Here is an 18667-nt window from a genome sequence, read left to right on the forward strand (position 1 = left end):
ATCAGCTCAAAGGGCTGGGAGAGCGCTTCGCGGTGGGTAAAATCAATCACCGCGATATCATCAACGCCGGGTAGCGTTAGGGTGAATTGCAGGCCTGTACCATTGGCCATCGCTCCCTCCTTGGATCGTTACTAGTAAATAAGAAACGATCAGGATAACGAGGCAGGCGCGAAGCGCAACCTGTGGAGGACACAAAGCGGCAATCTCTTACATCGTTGTAAGAGATCTCTTACAAAAATCCACTTCAAACTCATCAATTACGAAGAAAAATTAAACAAGCCAGGAGTCTGAAGCCAAGCAACAGAGTCACCAAGGTTCAGCATAAAAGCACAAGCACCCTTAACGCCTTAAAATAACCAACCAGCGACCTAGATTCAGGATGCTGGCGAGCGATGCGGCTACGTAGGTAAAGGCACAAGCAGTGAGTACGTGGCGAGCGCCGGGCATATCGTAAGGCGGCACATACTCTTTGAGCAGTGGTAGAGCCCGGTTAAAGCTGGCATCGAACTCTACAGGTAACGTTACCAGATGTACTAGCGCAGCAGTGCCAAAACTAATCACTGCCATCGCAATGATGGCCGCCAGCCCGCCGGGCAACCGCGTGAGCACAAATAGGAAAGGGGCAGCCATCATTAAAATTGCGCCCAGCTTTTCGGCTTTCTGCGCCACTTGCACTAACCGGCTGCGGGCCAGCAGGGGCGTGTAGCCTTCATGGTGCTGAATGGCATGTCCCACTTCGTGAGCGGCCACCGTTACTGCCGTCAGCGAACGGCCATCGTAATTATCGGGAGAGAGGCGTACGCAGCGGGTTTCAGGGTCGTAATGATCACCAAACTCTGTGCGCTCAACACTGACGCCTTCTATACCTAAACGGCGTAACAAGTGGTCAGCAAGCTCTGCGCCGGTGCCAGGGTAATCATCACGGCCGCGGGTATGACGCTTTAGCACCCATTTCGCCCACATATTAGGCAATACAAAAATGGCCAACGCCAACACAATGAATACTATAAACATAATAACCTCGAGCGTAACAACCCAGGGTATATCAACCCCGTAACCATGGGCATTCACCACTCATAAAAGCTAACTAGTTGACCCCTTTGTAAGCGCTTAGTTTTACCACGACCGTAGTGGCGCACATAACGGGGCTAATACGCAGCTTAAGCAGGGTCGTTTTGCTGCTCGTCAACATCTCGCTGTACAGCTTGCAGCCCTCTGGCAGAAATATCTCCCTGGGCATAAGCGTGCTCGGCTATCAGAACACTGTCTGCTGCCAGCACCAGCTCACAGTCAGTATGCGCTAGCTCATCGCGTAAGCGCTGAATAGCCTGCTCCCGTTTGGGGTCTTGATCAACCCGACGGATATAGATCGCCTTGATACGCCCAGGATAGGCTTTCACCACTTCCGTATAGACCTCAGGGTCATGCTGGCCGCTATCACCAATCAAGATACAGGGCATATCGCTATAGAGCGCTAACATGCGGTCGATTAAATCGCGCTTATGGGCCTCAGCCCGCCGTGGCCATGGTTTGCGCCATGAGATGCCCCACTCGCGCAGAAAGAGGATAGGACCCACAGGAATGCGGTTAAGCTGAAAGAAAGTTTCCAGCATTTCATAAATAGCCCAAGGGCCTCTAGAAACATACAGAATAGGCCGCTCGGCCTTTTCGCTTTTACCGCGATACAACGCTTGATAAAGTGAGGCAACCCCCGGGAATGCCGTACGACGATGGGGTTTACGCACAAATAGTCGGTAAAGCATTTTGAGCTTTTCTGCCACACCGGTGAACATGACCGTATCGTCGATATCACTAATGACCAACAGATCTGCCTCGGGAGGAGGCACATAAATCTCCACGTTAGTACGAACCGGTGGATATCCTTTCGCATGAACCATTATATCGGCACGATGCCAGGAAACATCTACCGGAAGCGCGGAACTGACCGGTAGTTGAGCGTCAAAGTAGCCATCACGATCGGTAGTAATACATAGCTGGTTGTTGCCTATGCGAATGTCTACTCTGGCATCCGCCAACCCCCGCCTAAAGATACGCCGCGCTACATCTGCAGTGTCCCGTAGCACCCCGCGCCGAGGAATAGCGCGACCAAGAGCAGCCTGACGAAACACCCGCCCCATCACAAAAACTTCTCGCGAAGAGCCATAGCCTCGGTAAGGATGAACCATCACACCACCCTGCCCACTGTTCTGCTTCATGGGCTTGGCGACCACATGCACAAGTCGTTTGGCAAAACTTATCCAGTGCTGATACCACGACATTAAGAGCACATACCGAAGTAGCAGCGCAGCTTATATTTAGCGCGGATTAAGTGGTTCATCATGCTCTCCTTATCCTGATGGGGCCTAGGCCTGCAATCCTTGTCCAGTGTGGCGGATCTTATACTGTCGTCAAGCGATACAGATGGAAACAACACGTTCAAGCATTGTACAGCACCTTGCCTAAACCACTGACCTCGTAGCCGTCTAGGGCATTGGCCCTTTGAGCAAAGCGTTCCTGCCGTGCGAATGCAAAAAGCGCCTGCACTGCTGGCTCGAAGTAGCTATGCCGGTGCATCACTAGATCAAACGACTCCTCAATTAGCGGTATAAAACTTATTTGCTGGCGCTTGGCAGCAGCTTTCACTCCCACCCCTACATCCGCCTCGCCCTGGGAGATGCTTAGCGCTAAGTCATCTTCGCTAAGCGACGCGTGAGCCGCCCAAGTAAGTGTGCGGTGCTCAATACCCGCCTGCTGTAGCAGGCAGCGCAGTAGCTGTGCCGCACCGGCATCCGGCTGACGATGGGCAATAGTGATTTGCTTATGGGCAATATCCTTGAGCGTTCGAATATCATGCGGATTACCTTTTGCTACCAGCAACCCCTGCTGGCGCTTCGCCCAGTGCAGCACAATCAGGTCCCGAATGCCGCTAAGCCCCAGCGCGGCGGGTTCGTTATAACGCCCGGTTGCCGGATTGAGCAGATGGATCCCTGCCAGCATTGCCCGCCCCTCTAATAAGCGGCGTACGCCATCGCCGCTACCGTGGCAAATCGTTGCTAAATCGCTGCCGCTCTCTCGAACCACCCACTCTAATAGTGGGTCTTGGCTTCCTGCTAATACTAGCGGTAGCGGCGAGCGCTGCGCTTGGTCGCCCGATAAATGGCTGAGTACCCACATATCAATATGCTGACGGGGAAAGAGCAGCTTACCCGTGGCCCGGCTGCAGGGAATCTGCCCTTGGCGCACCAGATCGTACACCTTGCGCTCTTTTAAACGCAGGTAATCTGCCACCTCTGCCGTAGTGAGATACTCCCTTAACATGGCATACCTCTATCTCTAATTGCATAATACTGTATAGCACTGCATATATTTCAGCCTTAGGTGCATTGTGGTCAATTTACCTACATTATGCTTTTTAATTCAGGGCTTATGTTTCCCCCCTGCGCTGTTAATCACCACTGCATCTTTAACCACAGCTCCAATGTACAAAAACATAAAGGCGGGATGTTATGTCACCAGGCGATAACCCCTTTTATACCGCGCTTACCCTAATTCTAAGTATGGACCAGGGGTTATTCGCGATTGTGATTCTATCGCTTAAGGTATCGCTGTTCGCGGTGCTCATCGCCAGCATACTGGCGTTGCCGTTAGGCGCAGCGCTGGCGCTATGGCACTTTCCCGGCCGCAATGCACTGATTGTACTGCTCAATGCATTAATGGGCCTGCCCCCTGTCGTGGCCGGGCTGTGTGTTTATCTGTTGCTTTCCCGTGCAGGGCCGCTGGGCCAGTTTGGGCTATTGTTTACGCCCACGGCTATGGTTATTGCCCAAGTCATTCTGGTATTTCCAATTATCGCTGCACTTACCCGCCAACAAGTTGAAGCACTGCATAGCGAGTACGCTGAACAGCTACGCTCCTTGGGGCTTAATCAACTCCGTATGATGCCAACACTTCTATGGGATGCACGTTTCAGTCTTTTAACCGTGATCCTGGCAGGCTTTGGCCGCGCCAGTGCAGAAGTCGGCGCAGTGATGATTGTTGGCGGCAATATTGATGGCGTTACTCGTGTGATGACCACCAGCATTGTGCTGGAGACCAGTAAAGGCAACCTAGCACTGGCATTAGGCTTAGGCATTGTGCTGCTCACCCTTGTCACACTAATCAACGCTCTGGCGCATTTAGTCAGCGAGACCTCCAAGAGGCGGCTAGGATGAGCACGCCTCTTGGATCTCCTGCTATGTCACCTACTTCCGAGTCACCTACTTCCGAGTCACCTGCTGCCGAGTCACCTGCTGTCGAGCCATCTTCTACCATGGCATCTCCTATTATGCCGATAGCTACGTCTAGCGTACCGACACTCTGCATTGACCAGGTTAGCTTCGAGCACCGCGGCAATCGGCTATTGGCCCCCACTACACTGTCACTTTCAGGTTGCCAGCGCACGCTGATTATGGGCCCTAACGGCGCGGGTAAAAGCCTATTAATGCGCTTGGCTCATGGCTTGCTACGCCCTAGTAGTGGCCAAGTCGTATGGGAAGGCCAAACACCTGTACAGGCGATGGTATTTCAGCGCCCAGTGCTCCTGCGCCGATCGGCTCTAGATAATCTAACTTATGCTTTGGCAGTGCGTCAGGTACCCCGTCACCAGCGCAAAGCTCTGGCCCTGCAAGCACTAGAAAAGTTTGGCTTGGCAGCGCTTGCCAAGCGGCCAGCCCGGGTACTTTCTGGTGGTGAACAGCAGCGACTTACGTTAGCCCGCGCCTGGTTGCTTAATCCCCAAGTGCTGTTTTTAGATGAGCCGACGTCGGCACTAGACCCTGCTGCGATCAAAGCCGTTGAAGATGCAGTGCTTGAATTTCATCGCAGCGGCACACGCATCGTCATGACTACTCATGATCTTCACCAGGCGCGCCGACTAGCCGATAACGTAGTGTTTATGCATAACGGCGCATTGCTCGAACACTCTCCCGCCGAAGCCTTTTTTTCCTCTCCCACCTCAAGTGAGGCAGCAGCCTTCGTTCGTGGCGAACTGGTTTGGTAATTCAAGACGAATAACACGAACAATGCTGGATAACATCCAAGGAGCATTAGCATGAAAAACGCAATCGCATCTATAGCAGTTGGCGCTGTTGGGTTAATCACGAGCGGTTCCCTGATGGCAGCCGATAACTTCATCACTCTGGCCTCCACCACCTCTACTGAAAACTCTGGCCTGTTTGACGCTATTATTCCGGCGTTTGCCGAAGAGACAGGGATTGCCGTGCGCGTGATAGCGGTAGGCACCGGCCAGGCGTTTGAAATTGCTCGACGTGGCGATGTCGACAGCTTGCTGGTGCACGATACTCTAGGCGAACAGCAGTTTATTGCCGATGGTTATGCCAGCGAACGCCTTGATGTGATGTATAACGACTTTATCATTGTGGGGCCAAGCAACGACCCTGCGGGGATTGCTGAAACCGACAGCGTGACTGATGCATTTGCACGTATCGCAAACAGTGAGTCCCCCTTTGCATCACGGGGCGATGACAGCGGCACTCATCGTGCCGAACTGCGCCTGTGGGAGGACGCAGGCGTTATCCCACAGGGCGAGTGGTACCGCGAGCTGGGCAGTGGCATGGGGCCAACGCTCAATACAGCAGCAGGCATGAATGCCTACAGCTTTACCGACCGTGCTACCTGGGTAGCCTTTCAAAACCCACAAGACTTAACGCTGCTATTTGAAGGCGATAATGCCCTATTTAACCAATACGGCAGCCTACTGCTTTCAGAACAACAGCATCCCCACCTGAAACACGATTTAGCGAGCCAATGGCATCAGTGGCTAGTCTCTGAAGCGGGTCAGCAAGCGATTGCCGATTTCACCGTTAACGACCAGCCGTTATTCTTCCCTAACGCTAAGCACAGAGAGTAACGCCGAAGAGTAGCTTTTCTAGAGTAGCTTTTCTAATGACGCCTTTAAGCGCGCCCCACTCTGCGGGGCGCGCATGCCTAGCGGGCACTGATCAGCTAGCTAGCCACATTTTTTCAACTGAGCGGGTAGCCACTTCTCCTGGCACATCGATGTAGCCATGTACATTTGCCCGATTCGCCGAAATTGAATCCATATACAGCGGTGCGACGGTACTGCCTTCCTGCTGATACAAAAGCTGAATATCATGGTACATCTGCCGACGCTGAGCCTCATCCTGCTCGCCGCGCGCCGCGATAATTAGCTGGTCCAGCTGTTCATTGGCCCAGCGCGCTTCGTTCCAAGGAGCGTTAGAGATATTCACCATGGACAGGTAAGTATCTGCGGTGGGACGGCTCGACCAGCCCGAGGCGCAAAATTCATGCTGGCGCCACACTTCCGACCAATAGCCATCCGCAGGCACACGATTAACCTCCAACGGAATGCCCGCTCGTTTGGCCGACTGCTGGTAGAGTTCTGCTGCCGACACCGCCCCTTCAAAGGTCGCACCATCAGCTGCACTAAGCCGAATGGCTCGATCCAGCCCCGCCTTACGCCAGTGATAGAGCGCTTTATCCGGATCAAAGGCATGACTGGGCAGGTCATTAGTAAAATAGGGATTACTGGGGAAGAGTGGCGAGTCGTTGCCAACCTGGCCATAGCCCTGCACCAACAGGTTTAGCAGTTGCTCACGGTCCAGGGCAAACTTCATTGCCTGGCGCACATCTACATTATCAAACGGCGCACGGTCAGCGAGGCCAGGGAATGTCACCTGAAAGTTGCCCACATTACGGTTGATACGTACCGAGGATGCGCTCTCCAAGCGGCTCACAATACTGGGCGTGACTCGGTTAACGAAGTGCACCGAACCGCTGATAAGTGCCGCAACCCGGGCACTGGAATCATTGAACGCACGGGTTTCAACACTATCGACAAAGGCACGATCACTCTTCCAGTAGTTCTCGTTACGCTTCACCAAGGTGCGCACCCCAGGCTCAAAACGCTCCAGCACGAAGGGACCGGTACCAATGCCCTGGTCGAAGTCAGCATCGGCGGGAGTAATCGCAAAGTTCACCTCGCCCAGCAAAAACGGCAGATCCATATTGGGTGCGGTCAGCGTAATTTGCACCTCATTACTACTAAGCGCAGTAATCTCGCTAACCTGCTCCATGTACCCTTTCACCGCCGAAGGCGAATCTTCCGCACGGTGATGGTTTAACGAATACACCACATCATCAGCGGTTAGTGTTTTACCGTTATGGAACGTTACGCCCTGGCGTAGCGTAAACACCCATTGCGTGGCATCCGTGGTATCCCAGGACTCAGCCAAGCCTGGCGCCAGCGACCCATCATCGTTTAGCTCGGTCAACGTATTAAACAGCTGACGGCCTATGTGATACATGTACTGCTCAAAATAGTAGGCAGGGTCTAGCCGGTCGCTGCTTGAGGCATTGTCAATGGCCAGAATTAGATGCCCACCACGCTGGGGTGTCAGGGCAGTATCTGCGCTTACACTGCCAGGAAGCAGTAAGCCACCTAAGGCGCTTGCTGATACTGATAGCGCTGCCGTTTGTTGTAAAAACTGGCGCCGCGTTACCCCTTTCAGTAGTGGCACTGAGGCTTCCTTATTCACTTTAGACATAATTTTGACTTACCCTTATGCGAAACGTACAGGCCTGTTTTTACGCTTGGCTACGCGCGATGCGCGTGAGCATTTCGATATGTTCAGGACCAATGCCACAGCAACCACCGATCATCGTAGCTCCTGCCGCTTGCCAACGCTGGGCAAACTCGGCATAAGCTTCTGCCCCAAGGTCATCACGCATATCGCTGACACCTGAATTAGCCGCAATACGGTTGCTCTGCGGCACAAAACTATTGGCATAAACCCCAAGACGCAGCTCAGCGCCCTTGGCGTCTATCGCAGCACGGGCACGCCGTATTGCTTCTTCCATCACCTCAGCCTGACTGCAGTTAAACAGCAGCGCTTCACCGCCTGCAGCTACTACCGTGTCCACGGCACTCTCGATTGTTTCCCCTGAGCGCAGGGCGCAAGGCTGCTGGCTGCTTTCATCGGCATCCTGCAACGTAAAAGAGAACCAGCGGGGACGTTGATCATCACCTAATGCCTGCGCTACCGCCTTCGCTTCTTCAGTCGCGCTTAAGGTTTCAGCAAGCCAGACATCAACATAAGGGGCTTGTCCTTCAACCAGCGGGGCGAGTAGTTCGGGCGCACGTGCAGCATCGAATAACTCTGGCTGGTAAGAACCAAACAGTGGTGGCAACGAACCTGCCACTGTAACGCTGCGTGGCTGCCCCGTGACACTTTCTCTTGCCAATTTCCCGGCCAGGCTAGCCAGCTCAAGGCCACGTTCAGCAAAGCGTTCTTCACCGATATGAAACGGCACGACCGCATAGGCATTGGTCGTAATCACGTCGGCACCAGCATCAATAAATGCCCTATGCGCTTGGGTCACCGTTTCTGGCGCTTCCATTAATGCTAACGCCGACCACTCTGGTTGCTGAAACGGCGCGCCCAAACGCTTCAGTTCACGCCCCAAACCACCGTCCAGAATAGTTAACATATCAATAGCTTCCTTAATCTCTTGATTAAACTTCACGTTTAAATGGGCGCTTCACTAATATCGTCCATCCGCGATAGCAATTAATTAAAAAAACCTGCTGCCAGCGATCAAATGTCGCTAACAGCAGGCTTGGGATGCGCCCTACTCATGCACCTTACTCACATACATTAGTAAGGTGCCTTATTAATGCGCCCCATCAGTTCAGGCGTCAACCATACCTAGCCACCCTAACTGTCATTCACAGCTGTCATTCACAGCTGTCATTCACAGCTGTCATTCACAACCATGACCTCTAATGGTGCACGCTAGCTATTGGTCAATCCGTTGTAGGCAAATCAGCGTTTAAAAAGCTCGCCAATATCTTTGGCTTCCCAGTGGGGAAAGTGCTTGCGCACCAGCGCATTTAGATCTCGCTCAAAAGCGACCCAATCGGTCGTTGGCGCTGCTACGCCTGAACGATTAGCTGCCCCACGAATCATGCCCGCCCCAACCGTTACGTTGGTTAACCGGTCAATGATAATAAAACTGCCTGTACCGGGACTGGTACGGTAGTCATCTACCGGAATGGCGGCGGTGAGCTCTACCTCACAGCGGGCAATAGCATTGAGGCCCAACGCACTGGTAGTGTGTTTTTCCAGCGTGTTAACGTCGATTTGGTACTCAATCGCGCTCACTTGGCCTGAAAGATCGCGGGTGGCCAGCTTAAAGTCGTAAAGCTTACCTGGCGTTAGCGTCTCTTCATGCATCCAGACGATATCTGCGGTTAACGCATTGGAAAGCGGTAATTCAGCATCTGCACTGACAATCCAGTCACCTCGAGAGATATCAATTTCGTCTTCTAAAGTGACGGTAATTGCCTGACCCGGGTAGGCAGCATCCAAGTCGCCATCAAAGGTGACCACACGAGCCACTCGTGATGTTTTACCAGACGGCAATACTTTCACCACCTGCCCAGGACGCAGCACGCCCGCGGCCAAGGTGCCGCAGTAACCGCGAAAATCCAAATTCGGGCGATTTACATACTGAACAGGTAGGCGCAAGTCAGTAAGGTTTTGGTCACGGCTTACTTCCACACTTTCCAGCAATTCAATCAGCGTTTGGCCTTCATAGTCCGCACCAAAATACCAGGGTGTTTGCTCGCTTGGGTTAACCACGTTGTCGCCGTTAAGTGCCGACATCGGTACAAAGCGAATATCCGGGGCCTGCAGGTTAGTGGCAAAGGCGCGGTATTCGGCAACAATTTCATTAAAGCGCTGCTCGGAGAACCCCACCAAATCCATCTTGTTAACCGCAATCACCAAGTGCTGAATACCCAGCAAATCGGCGATAAAGCTATGGCGGCGGGTTTGGGTCTGCACACCGTAGCGGGCATCAATCAAAATAATCGCCAAGCTAGCGGTAGAGGCACCCGTGGCCATATTGCGGGTGTACTGCTCATGCCCAGGCGTATCAGCAATAATAAACTTGCGCTTATCCGTGGAGAAAAAGCGGTACGCCACGTCAATGGTAATACCCTGCTCACGCTCAGACTGAAGACCATCAACCAATAGTGCCAAATCCACCGTATCACCGGTGGTACCACTGGTTTTGGAAGCTTGGGTAATCGCCGCCAATTGATCTTCGAAGATCATTTTAGAGTCGTGCAATAGGCGCCCAATCAACGTGGACTTGCCATCATCTACACTGCCGCAGGTAATAAAACGCAGCAGGTCTTTGTTTTCATGCTCGTGCAGGTACTGTTCGATATTATCAGCAATTAAATTGGACTGGTGAGCCATCAGACGTTCCCCATTTAGAAATAACCCTCGCGCTTTTTCTTCTCCATTGAACCGACTTGATCACGGTCAATGGCCCGGCCACTACGCTCACTGGTACGGGTCAGCAGCATCTCTTGAATAATTTCCGGTAGCGTAGCGGCTTCAGACTCCACAGCGCCTGTTAGCGGGTAGCAGCCTAATGTCCTGAACCGAACGTACTTCTCTTCAGGAACTTCACCTGGAGCAAGTGGCAGGCGGTCATCATCCACCATGACCTGCATGCCATCGCGCTCCACCACAGGGCGCTTGGCGGCGTAGTAAAGCGGCACAATGGGGATCGACTCTAGATAGATATACTGCCAGATATCCAGCTCGGTCCAGTTAGAGAGTGGAAACACACGGATTGACTCGCCTTTATTCACCTTGGCGTTATACACATTCCACAGTTCAGGGCGCTGGTTCTTAGGATCCCAGCGGTGGTATTTATCGCGGAAGGAGTAAACGCGCTCTTTAGCGCGAGACGCCTCTTCATCACGGCGTGCGCCACCGAAGGCAGCATCAAACCCATACTTATCCAGAGCCTGCTTCAGCGCCTGGGTTTTCATAATGTCAGTGTACTTGGCACTGCCGTGGTCGAAGGGGTTGATATTAGCGGCCCGCCCCTCTTCGTTGGTGTGCACAATCAGCTCCATCCCCGCTTCTTCTGCCATGCGGTTACGGAACTCAATCATTTCCCGAAACTTCCAGGTGGTATCCACATGCATCAACGGAAACGGCGGTGTGCCGGGGTAGAACGCTTTGCGGGCCAAATGCAGCATGACCGAGGAGTCTTTACCGATGGAATACATCATGACCGGATTACTAAACTCTGCGGCCACTTCCCGGATAATATGTATCGATTCAGCTTCTAGCTGCTTTAAATGGGTCAGACGCGCTGCATCAGGTGCACCGGGCACCTCACGCCGAGACGTCGACGGCGCAGAAAACTGGTTCATTACCTACTCCCTCACAAAACGAAGCTTGCATGTGCAAACGCTGTTTGCCACTCATCGAGAAAGATCCCAACGATGGACATTTAGGAGTAGGGTAACGCCGAGTCAATAATAACCCAAAAGAATTAATAACTATCTTTTTATATCTTTATCGACTATCAAGCTATTATTAGCAGTGAGACCGCCTGTAAAAGGGCTTCCGTTCCCACAATCGCTATACGGCAACGCGCTCTATCCAGGTCTGCCATTCAGTACCATGAAGGTCAATAACGCGATAGCCTGGCCTTGAGGCTTCATCAACCGCGAAGCTTTCGGAGTTTGGCATGAACTGGTCGGCCAACGCTGGACAGCCATACACACCAATTTCTGCCCCCGCCACACAATGCTTCTGGGCATAGGCTTGATGGGCATGACCAAACAGCACAATCTTCACTTGAGGGTAAGCGCTTAGTACCTGCCAAAACGCATCGCGGTCTTGTAAACCAATGGCATCCATCCACGCGGCTCCCACCGCTACCGGCGGATGGTGCATCGCAATCAACGTTGGACGGTTATCATCTTCAAGCTGCGCGGCAAGCGTAGAGAGCTGCTCACTGCCTAGCCTGCCGTAAGCGCGCCCCTCCACCCTGGTATTCAACAGCAGGAGACGCCACTGCTCTAAATCCACTTCTTCAAGTAGTGGGTGCTCCGCCAGCATTAGCTCAGGCTGGTCGTGGTTGCCAGGAATCCAGAACCATGGGCAAGGTAACGTGGCAAGCGCCTGGCACGCCAGCGCGTAGGAGGCAGCCGTTTCATCCTGGCTAACATCACCGGTGAACACCACGATGTCAGGACGCTCTGCGATCACACACTCAAGTACCTGTTGAAACTGGCGCCAGGGAACACCCGCTCTGGAACGCGCTTTTTTGTCAGCGTGCAAGTGAGCATCAGTAATTTGAACCAACCGCATTAGGGCATCTCCGGCACATTACAAGCGTGCCCATGAGCCAAACCATGGGCCAGCCACTCACCCAAAAACCGATTGAGCTGCAGCTTTTCGTCGGGCTGATGCATCCTGGCATTAGGATAGCGATAGCGGCCGCTAAAATGGCGTTCGCGCTGAAAGTCTGTCACTTCCGCCATCCGCACATCATGGTAAAGGTGAACACGCATTTTTGGCCCTTCAATTACCGAGTCAAGCGGGCCGCTCTGGGACACATCCACCATGGTGGTATAAGGCGCCTGCTCTTGAATATAGAGATGCAGGTCCCCGAAATACTGGTTATCGCCGCGCAGAGCAATATCACGGCGCTGACCGGTCTCCATATCACCCACCAGGCGTATCAAGCGCAAATAATTAGCACTGCACTCACCTTGTAGGGATTTTAAATCGGTGACATAGGCGGTTCTGGCCATGTTCACTCCTTATCAGGTTCGCTTAATATCAGTGCTGGGTATAGAGGCACGATAAGAGGCTGCACGCAGTGAGGCACGCTGCCCCGCTAGCCAATACAGCGCAATCAAACACATAGCGTTGTCGAGTCGTCCCTGCTCCAAGAGTTCCCATACAGTGGGGTAATTCACCACATGAACACGAATATCTTCGTGTTCCTCATCCAAGCCATGAACACCACCTAGCCCTTGGCTATCAACCAGCCCAAAAAATAGCGTCACGCGTTCGTTGCAGGCGCCGGGGCTTGGGTAGTAGGTATGTAGCTGAGTGAGCTGACCAACGTGACAACCTGCTTCTTCCAGTGCCTCACGACGGGCAACCTCTTCAAGCGGCTCATTCTTATCCGCGAGCCCAGCCACTAGCTCTAGCTTCCAGGGGGAAAGTGGGTCGTCAACTGCACCAGCGCGAAATTGCTCTACCAGCACTAACGCATCGCGAGCCGGATCGTACAGCAGAATACCCACCGCATCATGACGGTTATGCACTTCACGGCGCATAGCACCACTCCAGCCACCTTCAAACAGACGGTGACGTAGCTCCAACGCTTCGAGACGAAAAAAGCCTTGGTAGAGCGTGTCGCGCTTAAGAAGTTCGACGTCATTGCGCCCAAGCTGAGGTTGTGACAGCTTGGTATCATCAAGTTTAGTAGAGATGGGCGCTAAGGAACTAGGCGCTGAAAAAGTAGGGTTAGACGCCATGGAGCACTCCCGATGATAACAATCGTACTATTATCAATGCTCACCATCGGGAATGCCAATCTAGTGATAAACGCATGCAGCAACAAAACGACTGCCGCGCTGCGCTCACTTTAAAAAGGCCAACTCAGCAAAAAGCGAATTGGATAAAAGCTAGCTCAGTCAACCTTCTCTCAATAACAGTATATCCAGCCAACTACAGTGTTTGCAGTAATGCCTGTGCATCTCGGCGTAGCGCTTCATCAGATGCTTGGCGGTTATCACGGGCAGCACCGTCAACAGCGCGCTGGGCGTGCTCGCGGGCAGCCTGGGTGTTGCCCTGCTCTTTTAGAAACGCTGCATAGTAGTAGTTAACATCGATGCCATCGGGACGGATCTCTAACGCTCGCTGGAACATGCGCTCAGCGGTGTTGCTATTACCAAATCCTAGCGGACGGCCTGGCGCACGGTCGTAAAGAGCCCCAAGGGTTACATAGGCTGAACCATTACCACCCTGCGGATCGATTTTAATCGCCCGTTCCAACACATCACGCGCATCTCCAGCAGTGCCTAGCGCTCCCAAACCACCACGTTCACGGGCATAAGACGCAAGCACAATGCCCTGCCAAATCAGCACTTCTGCTTCATTTGGGTGTTGATCAGCAATCTTCTCGGCTTCGCTTGCCAGCGACCTTAGGGTACTTTCGCGCTGGTTAGCCGGCATATCGGTGACGGTATGCTCCCAGCGGTTCTTCAGAGAGAACAGTTCGCCGTCATAGGCTGTGGCTGCCAACGGCGCCAGCGCCAGTGTACTGCCCAGGGCAGCCGCGATGAGTAGGCGAGAAAAAGGAAGTGCACGCATTGAAAACTCCTAAGTTATTTTTATACAGCGGATCGTTTAAATAGCTCGCCCTCATAATGTAACGAACGTTTGAATGATTCGCCAGTGGTTCGTCACTATGTGATAGTGAGCGCCCTTAGCGTAAGCTTAGTGTTTTGTTCAAGGCGAAAAACTCAATGAAAGGCCGCAATATGACACGCTGGCGTGACCCAGCAAAAGACCCGCGCCAAGCACCCAAAAGCAACCTGATTACTAGTGAAGGGGCTGCTCGCCTGCGCGCTGTTTTGGACCATCTATTAAGGGTAAAGCGGCCTGAAATTTCGGCCAAAGTCGGCGAAGCCGCCGCCCAGGGCGACCGCAGTGAAAATGCCGATTACACTTATAACAAGAAAGAGTTAAACCGCGTGATTGCCCGTATTGGCTACCTGACAAAGCGTTTGGAAGAGCTTCAGGTGGTTGATCGTTTACCAGCCAACACCAATAAAATATTTTTTGGCGCGTTTGTGAGTTTGGAAGATGAAGACGGTGAAGAGCTGCATATCCGTATTGTTGGCCATGATGAAACCGATACCAAAAAACGCTGGATCAGTATCGATGCCCCCATGGCCAAGGCGCTGCTGGGCAAAGAAGTAGGCGATGACATTACGGTGCTTACGCCCAATGGCGAAACGTTCTACACCATAACGGTTATTCGCTACCAGGGTCAGTAAGCGCCCCTTTCCCCTCTTATCATGAGGCGGTAGCGCTTACTCTTCTAGTGAGTAATCCACCGTGGTAACAACCCTGACCTGTTTAATATGAGGCGTGTAGCTATCTAGGTCATTAATAGAAAAGTAGCCCTGGGTTGCTTGGCGGATACCCCCTACCCCACTACCAGAATCTTCCGCAAACTGCTGAGCGGCATTGCGGGCATCAGCCGTCGCTTCAGCGATCATTTCTGGTTTAATAGCATCCAGGCCAGTAAATAGGAACTCGGTTCGGTATTCATAGCTGGGCGATAACAGTACCCCCTGGCGTACAAGTGTGGTTGCTTGGGGCAAGGCCTCTATTACCCCCGTCACATTATCGGTACGTAATAGCAGTGTGGCTTCGGCGCGGTAACGTTCATCTGGCCGCTCACCACCATACATATTGCTAAATTGATCCGTGATGCGCGGTGGCGTCACATTCACATTGTTCATGTTGAAGCCGCGCTCATCTAAAAATTGGCGAATCAGCTGTTCATTACTGGAAAGCTGTTGCTCAAGCTCAGATAGCGAATTGGCGGTAACGGTATAGTTCAGAGGCCATAGCACCATGTCTGCCGCCACTTGGCGCTCGGCTAAACCACGCACAGTGACGCTGCGTGAAGATTGTTGCCACACTTCTGCAGCGCCTTTGAAATAGCTTCCGCCCCATACAAGCCCCAGCGCCAACAACCCGCCCAGCACAACAGCACTACCCAGCACTGCTGTATTTCGAATATTTCCCGCCATTACGGCCACCCTAATCAATTAGCTAGCATTAACGACCAATACCAACTTGCATCATAGTGGTTTTATACCGCTTAGCGATGCACTTTTTTGCCTAATCAGAACACGAGATTAGGCAGCGCTAATGACACAAAAGGAACAAACGTCGTCAACAAAAGCACCCCGACCATGACTAACCAAAACGGCATGACGGCGCGGATAAAAGAAGCAATATCAATACCGGTGATACTGCAGGTGGTGAACATTACTGTCCCTAGTGGCGGCGTAATCGTGCCAATCGTGGCATTAATAATAAAAATAATCCCAAAATGCACCGGATCAATACCGAACTGGGCAGCCACAGGTGCCAATAGGGGTGAAAGCACAATCAAGATGGCATTACCTTCCAAAAACATACCCAACACTAACAGCAGCACATTTGCCAAGAGCAGGAAGACAATCGCACTGCCTACCTGAGAAGAGAGCAGCATGGCGATTTCCTGGGGTATCTGCTCCCAGGTAAGGAAACGGGCAAATCCTGATGCCACCGCAATAATGAAAAGCACATTTACCGATGCCAACAGCGACTCATTGGTTGCCAGAGCAATGGTTTTTGGTGTCATCTGCTTATAAACGAAAACACCAACAATGAGCGCATAAAACACCGCAATGGCACCCGCTTCAGTTGGTGTGAAGACACCGACCCGAATCCCCCCAATCACCACCAAGGGCAGCATTAAGGCAATTATTCCCGCTCGAGTGACACTGACCCACTCACGGCGTGTTACTTTTTTGCGCTCAGGCGGTTGATAGTTATGGCGTCGACATAGATAGGAAACCAGCACCATTAGGCTTATCGCCATCAATACTCCCGGCACTACCCCAGCTAGAAAGAGACGCCCTATCGACACATTATTGACATAGCCATACACAATCAGAGCAATACCGGGCGGAATGGTTGATGTAATCAGCGACGACGCAGCCGTTACCGCACTGGAAAAGGGCTTGGTGTAGCCCTTATCGGTCATGGTGGGTACCAATAATTTTGCATTCATAGCCGCATCGGCAATATTGGAACCGGAAAGCCCGCCCATAAACGTACTCAACAGCACGTTAGCCTGAGCCAACCCACCATGCATACGCCGCGTCAGCAGCTCAGCCAGCCGGAGCAGCCGGTCGGTAATGCCCGAGTAATTCATGAAAACACCAGCCATAATAAAAAACGGTATGGCCAATAGCGATACGGACTCCAGCCCCCCTGCTAAGCGCTGGATAAGTAGCATGGTAGGCTGGTCGGCGCCTACGATGAAATAAAGGAAGGTGGAGAAAAACAGGGCAAAAGCAACGGGTGTGCCTAACAGAAACAGCAAAAACAGCGCGCCAAGAGCTATGCTGACAGCCATATGGTTGACTCCTATGATTGATACCGCTGAACGAGTCGCACCACACAGTGATAAATCATCACCGCTGCACTGACAGGGATCGCAACATGAATCCAGTAATAGGGGATTTGCAGCATCGGCGTACTGCGCAATGCGGAAAAACTGAGTAGCTGGGTTCCCCAATACAGCATCACAAGCGCACTAATCAGAATGACGCCAACACTAAATACCTGCTCATTCCAATGCGCTAAACGGGGTGGCAGCTTATCGGTCACAAAACTAATAAACACATGCTCGCGCCGTCGCACTAGTGCACTAGCGCCTAGAAAAGTAGCCCAGACCAGCAGTAGCTGAAGTACCTCTTCTGTCCACGCCAAGGGAGAGTTAAACAGATACCGCATAAATATATTGCTGATAGCGACTAGAAAAAGTGCGAAGACTGCCGCCGTGGCCAACACCTCATCCAGGCGCATAATCCTATCCAGCCACGTGAAAATACGCTTCATACCCGAATCCTCCACCAAGTTCCCCAGCAAGCTGGGGAACCATAAGATCACGCACTAATCAGCCGTTGATAATGTCGTAAACATTGTCATAGAGACCATCACTCCACTGGGGAAACGCGGATGGGATCTGTTCGGCAGCCCGCTCACGGAAGGGGGTGATATCTACTTCGTGAATTTCTACGCCCTCACTACGTAACCGCTCAAGCGCCTGGTCTCCATCCTCTTCAACCAGTTCAGCGAGGTATTCCGCCATTTGCTGGCCTGTATCCGTTAGGATCTGCTGCTGCTCTTCGTCGAGCTGGTCCCAGAACGCTTGACCGGTGACGAACGGTGCCACGGTATGCATATGCGCTGTTAAACTGAGATGCTTAACCACCTCATGAAACTTACCGCCGTAGAGCACAGCTGCAGGGTTCTCGACGCCATCCACCATTCCTTGAGCCAATGCGGGATAAACATCCCCTAGTGACATAGGCGTGGGCGTTGCTCCCATGGCACGAATGGCCGCGACATACATTTGTGAGTTCTGCACACGAATACCTACGCCATCGAGATCCTCAGGGCTATTCACTGGGTTGCGGGACAACAAGTGGCGTACACCATAGACGGCGTTAGGAATAACAATGTGATAACCCGACGACGCTACCTGCGCCATTTGGTCCGCAAACCACTCGGAGTCAAACACCTTAAGCTTGCTCTCGAAGTCCTCGCTTAAATAGGGGGCGTCCAACACGGCAAGATCAGGCACCGAGTCGAGAAAGTTACTGTATGCAGTAATCGAAATAATGGCTGAGCCAAAACGGGCCTGCTCCATTACCTCGGTCTCTGAGCCCAGCTGGCTGGCGGGAAACGCTTTTAGCTCTAGCTCGCCATTACTTGCCTCACTGACCCACTCTGCCCACTGGTTAACAGCCACATCCACAGGCTCACCAGGCTGGTTGCCATAAGCAATACGGATCACAGTACTTGCCTGGGCAGCACTGGCAAGGCCAACACTGGTTACCGTAGCAAGGGTAATAGCAATTGAAAGTTTATTAAGGCGCATAAAGCACTCCATTTTTGTTGTGTTTAACGGCACTTTTCCTGCCCTAAAGGCAGTGTTG

General features: G+C 52.5%; 19 protein-coding genes. 4 read left to right on the forward strand and 15 right to left on the reverse strand.

What is annotated here, in order from left to right; translation table 11 throughout:
- Positions 1-339 precede the first annotated feature (339 nt).
- The 3 genes from CPA45_RS16100 to CPA45_RS16110 form a co-directional block, all read right to left on the reverse strand.
- A complete protein-coding gene (locus CPA45_RS16100) occupies positions 340-1014 on the reverse strand; it encodes a zinc metallopeptidase (protein WP_096653396.1) in 675 nt (224 codons plus the stop codon).
- A gap of 146 nt (positions 1015-1160) precedes the next feature.
- Positions 1161-2279 (reverse strand): App1 family protein, encoded by a 1119-nt coding sequence (locus CPA45_RS16105; protein ID WP_096653246.1) that lies wholly within the window; start codon positions 2277-2279, stop codon positions 1161-1163.
- 157 nt (positions 2280-2436) lie between these two features.
- On the reverse strand, positions 2437-3318 hold the full coding sequence (locus CPA45_RS16110) for a helix-turn-helix transcriptional regulator (RefSeq protein WP_096653248.1): 882 nt from the start codon (positions 3316-3318) through the stop codon (positions 2437-2439).
- 188 nt (positions 3319-3506) lie between these two features.
- Here CPA45_RS16110 and CPA45_RS16115 point away from each other — a divergent pair, with 188 nt between their 5' ends.
- Genes CPA45_RS16115 through CPA45_RS16125 form a run of 3 tightly spaced genes read left to right on the forward strand, consistent with a single transcriptional unit; the run spans position 3507 to position 5908 of the window.
- Positions 3507-4211: an ABC transporter permease gene (locus CPA45_RS16115; protein ID WP_096653250.1), complete on the forward strand. Its 705-nt coding sequence runs from the start codon at positions 3507-3509 to the stop codon at positions 4209-4211.
- Positions 4208-5038, forward strand: coding sequence for an ATP-binding cassette domain-containing protein (locus CPA45_RS16120; protein WP_244287634.1), 831 nt, complete (start codon positions 4208-4210; stop codon positions 5036-5038). Before CPA45_RS16115 ends, CPA45_RS16120 begins: the two co-directional genes overlap by 4 nt.
- Positions 5039-5089: 51 nt before the next feature.
- On the forward strand, positions 5090-5908 hold the full coding sequence (locus tag CPA45_RS16125; protein ID WP_096653252.1) for an ABC transporter substrate-binding protein: 819 nt from the start codon (positions 5090-5092) through the stop codon (positions 5906-5908).
- A 91-nt stretch (positions 5909-5999) separates the two neighbouring features.
- Here the strand turns inward: CPA45_RS16125 and CPA45_RS16130 are convergent, their stop codons facing one another.
- The 8 genes from CPA45_RS16130 to CPA45_RS16165 all read right to left on the reverse strand — a co-directional run bounded on the left by CPA45_RS16130 (position 6000) and on the right by CPA45_RS16165 (position 14246).
- A complete protein-coding gene (locus CPA45_RS16130; protein WP_096653254.1) occupies positions 6000-7586 on the reverse strand; it encodes an ABC transporter substrate-binding protein in 1587 nt (528 codons plus the stop codon).
- A 40-nt stretch (positions 7587-7626) separates the two neighbouring features.
- Positions 7627-8529, reverse strand: coding sequence for a homocysteine S-methyltransferase family protein (locus CPA45_RS16135; RefSeq protein ID WP_096653256.1), 903 nt, complete (start codon positions 8527-8529; stop codon positions 7627-7629).
- A gap of 335 nt (positions 8530-8864) precedes the next feature.
- On the reverse strand, positions 8865-10307 hold the full coding sequence (gene cysN / locus CPA45_RS16140) for a sulfate adenylyltransferase subunit CysN (protein ID WP_096653258.1): 1443 nt from the start codon (positions 10305-10307) through the stop codon (positions 8865-8867).
- Positions 10308-10321: 14 nt separating this feature from the next.
- Complete coding sequence (gene cysD / locus CPA45_RS16145) at positions 10322-11281, reverse strand: sulfate adenylyltransferase subunit CysD (RefSeq protein WP_078087124.1); 960 nt, start codon at positions 11279-11281, stop codon at positions 10322-10324.
- Positions 11282-11492: 211 nt separating this feature from the next.
- Complete coding sequence (locus tag CPA45_RS16150) at positions 11493-12227, reverse strand: phosphodiesterase (protein WP_096653260.1); 735 nt, start codon at positions 12225-12227, stop codon at positions 11493-11495.
- Positions 12227-12673 (reverse strand): DUF1249 domain-containing protein, encoded by a 447-nt coding sequence (locus CPA45_RS16155; RefSeq protein WP_096653262.1) that lies wholly within the window; start codon positions 12671-12673, stop codon positions 12227-12229. Before CPA45_RS16155 ends, CPA45_RS16150 begins: the two co-directional genes overlap by 1 nt.
- A gap of 12 nt (positions 12674-12685) precedes the next feature.
- On the reverse strand, positions 12686-13408 hold the full coding sequence (locus CPA45_RS16160) for an NUDIX domain-containing protein (RefSeq protein WP_244287635.1): 723 nt from the start codon (positions 13406-13408) through the stop codon (positions 12686-12688).
- Between the two features lie 193 nt (positions 13409-13601).
- Complete coding sequence (locus tag CPA45_RS16165) at positions 13602-14246, reverse strand: tetratricopeptide repeat protein (protein WP_096653264.1); 645 nt, start codon at positions 14244-14246, stop codon at positions 13602-13604.
- A gap of 155 nt (positions 14247-14401) precedes the next feature.
- Here CPA45_RS16165 and greB point away from each other — a divergent pair, with 155 nt between their 5' ends.
- On the forward strand, positions 14402-14935 hold the full coding sequence (gene greB, locus CPA45_RS16170) for a transcription elongation factor GreB (RefSeq protein ID WP_096653266.1): 534 nt from the start codon (positions 14402-14404) through the stop codon (positions 14933-14935).
- A gap of 36 nt (positions 14936-14971) precedes the next feature.
- On the opposite strand, the gene CPA45_RS16175 is transcribed toward greB, so the two are convergent.
- The 4 genes from CPA45_RS16175 to CPA45_RS16190 form a co-directional block, all read right to left on the reverse strand.
- Positions 14972-15700 carry an SIMPL domain-containing protein gene (locus CPA45_RS16175; protein ID WP_096653268.1) on the reverse strand — a complete coding sequence of 243 codons (729 nt, stop codon included), beginning with the start codon at positions 15698-15700 and terminating at the stop codon, positions 14972-14974.
- Between the two features lie 95 nt (positions 15701-15795).
- Complete coding sequence (locus CPA45_RS16180; RefSeq protein ID WP_096653270.1) at positions 15796-17079, reverse strand: TRAP transporter large permease; 1284 nt, start codon at positions 17077-17079, stop codon at positions 15796-15798.
- Between the two features lie 11 nt (positions 17080-17090).
- Entirely contained in the window at positions 17091-17564 is a 474-nt protein-coding gene (locus tag CPA45_RS16185; RefSeq protein WP_096653272.1) for a TRAP transporter small permease, read from the reverse strand.
- Positions 17565-17622: 58 nt separating this feature from the next.
- The gene (locus tag CPA45_RS16190) at positions 17623-18609 is read right to left on the reverse strand and encodes a C4-dicarboxylate TRAP transporter substrate-binding protein (protein ID WP_096653274.1); all 987 of its coding nucleotides are present in this window, start codon (positions 18607-18609) and stop codon (positions 17623-17625) included.
- Positions 18610-18667: the final 58 nt, after the last annotated feature.

Source organism: Vreelandella nigrificans (genome assembly GCF_002374315.1).
GTDB lineage: Bacteria > Pseudomonadota > Gammaproteobacteria > Pseudomonadales > Halomonadaceae > Vreelandella > Vreelandella nigrificans.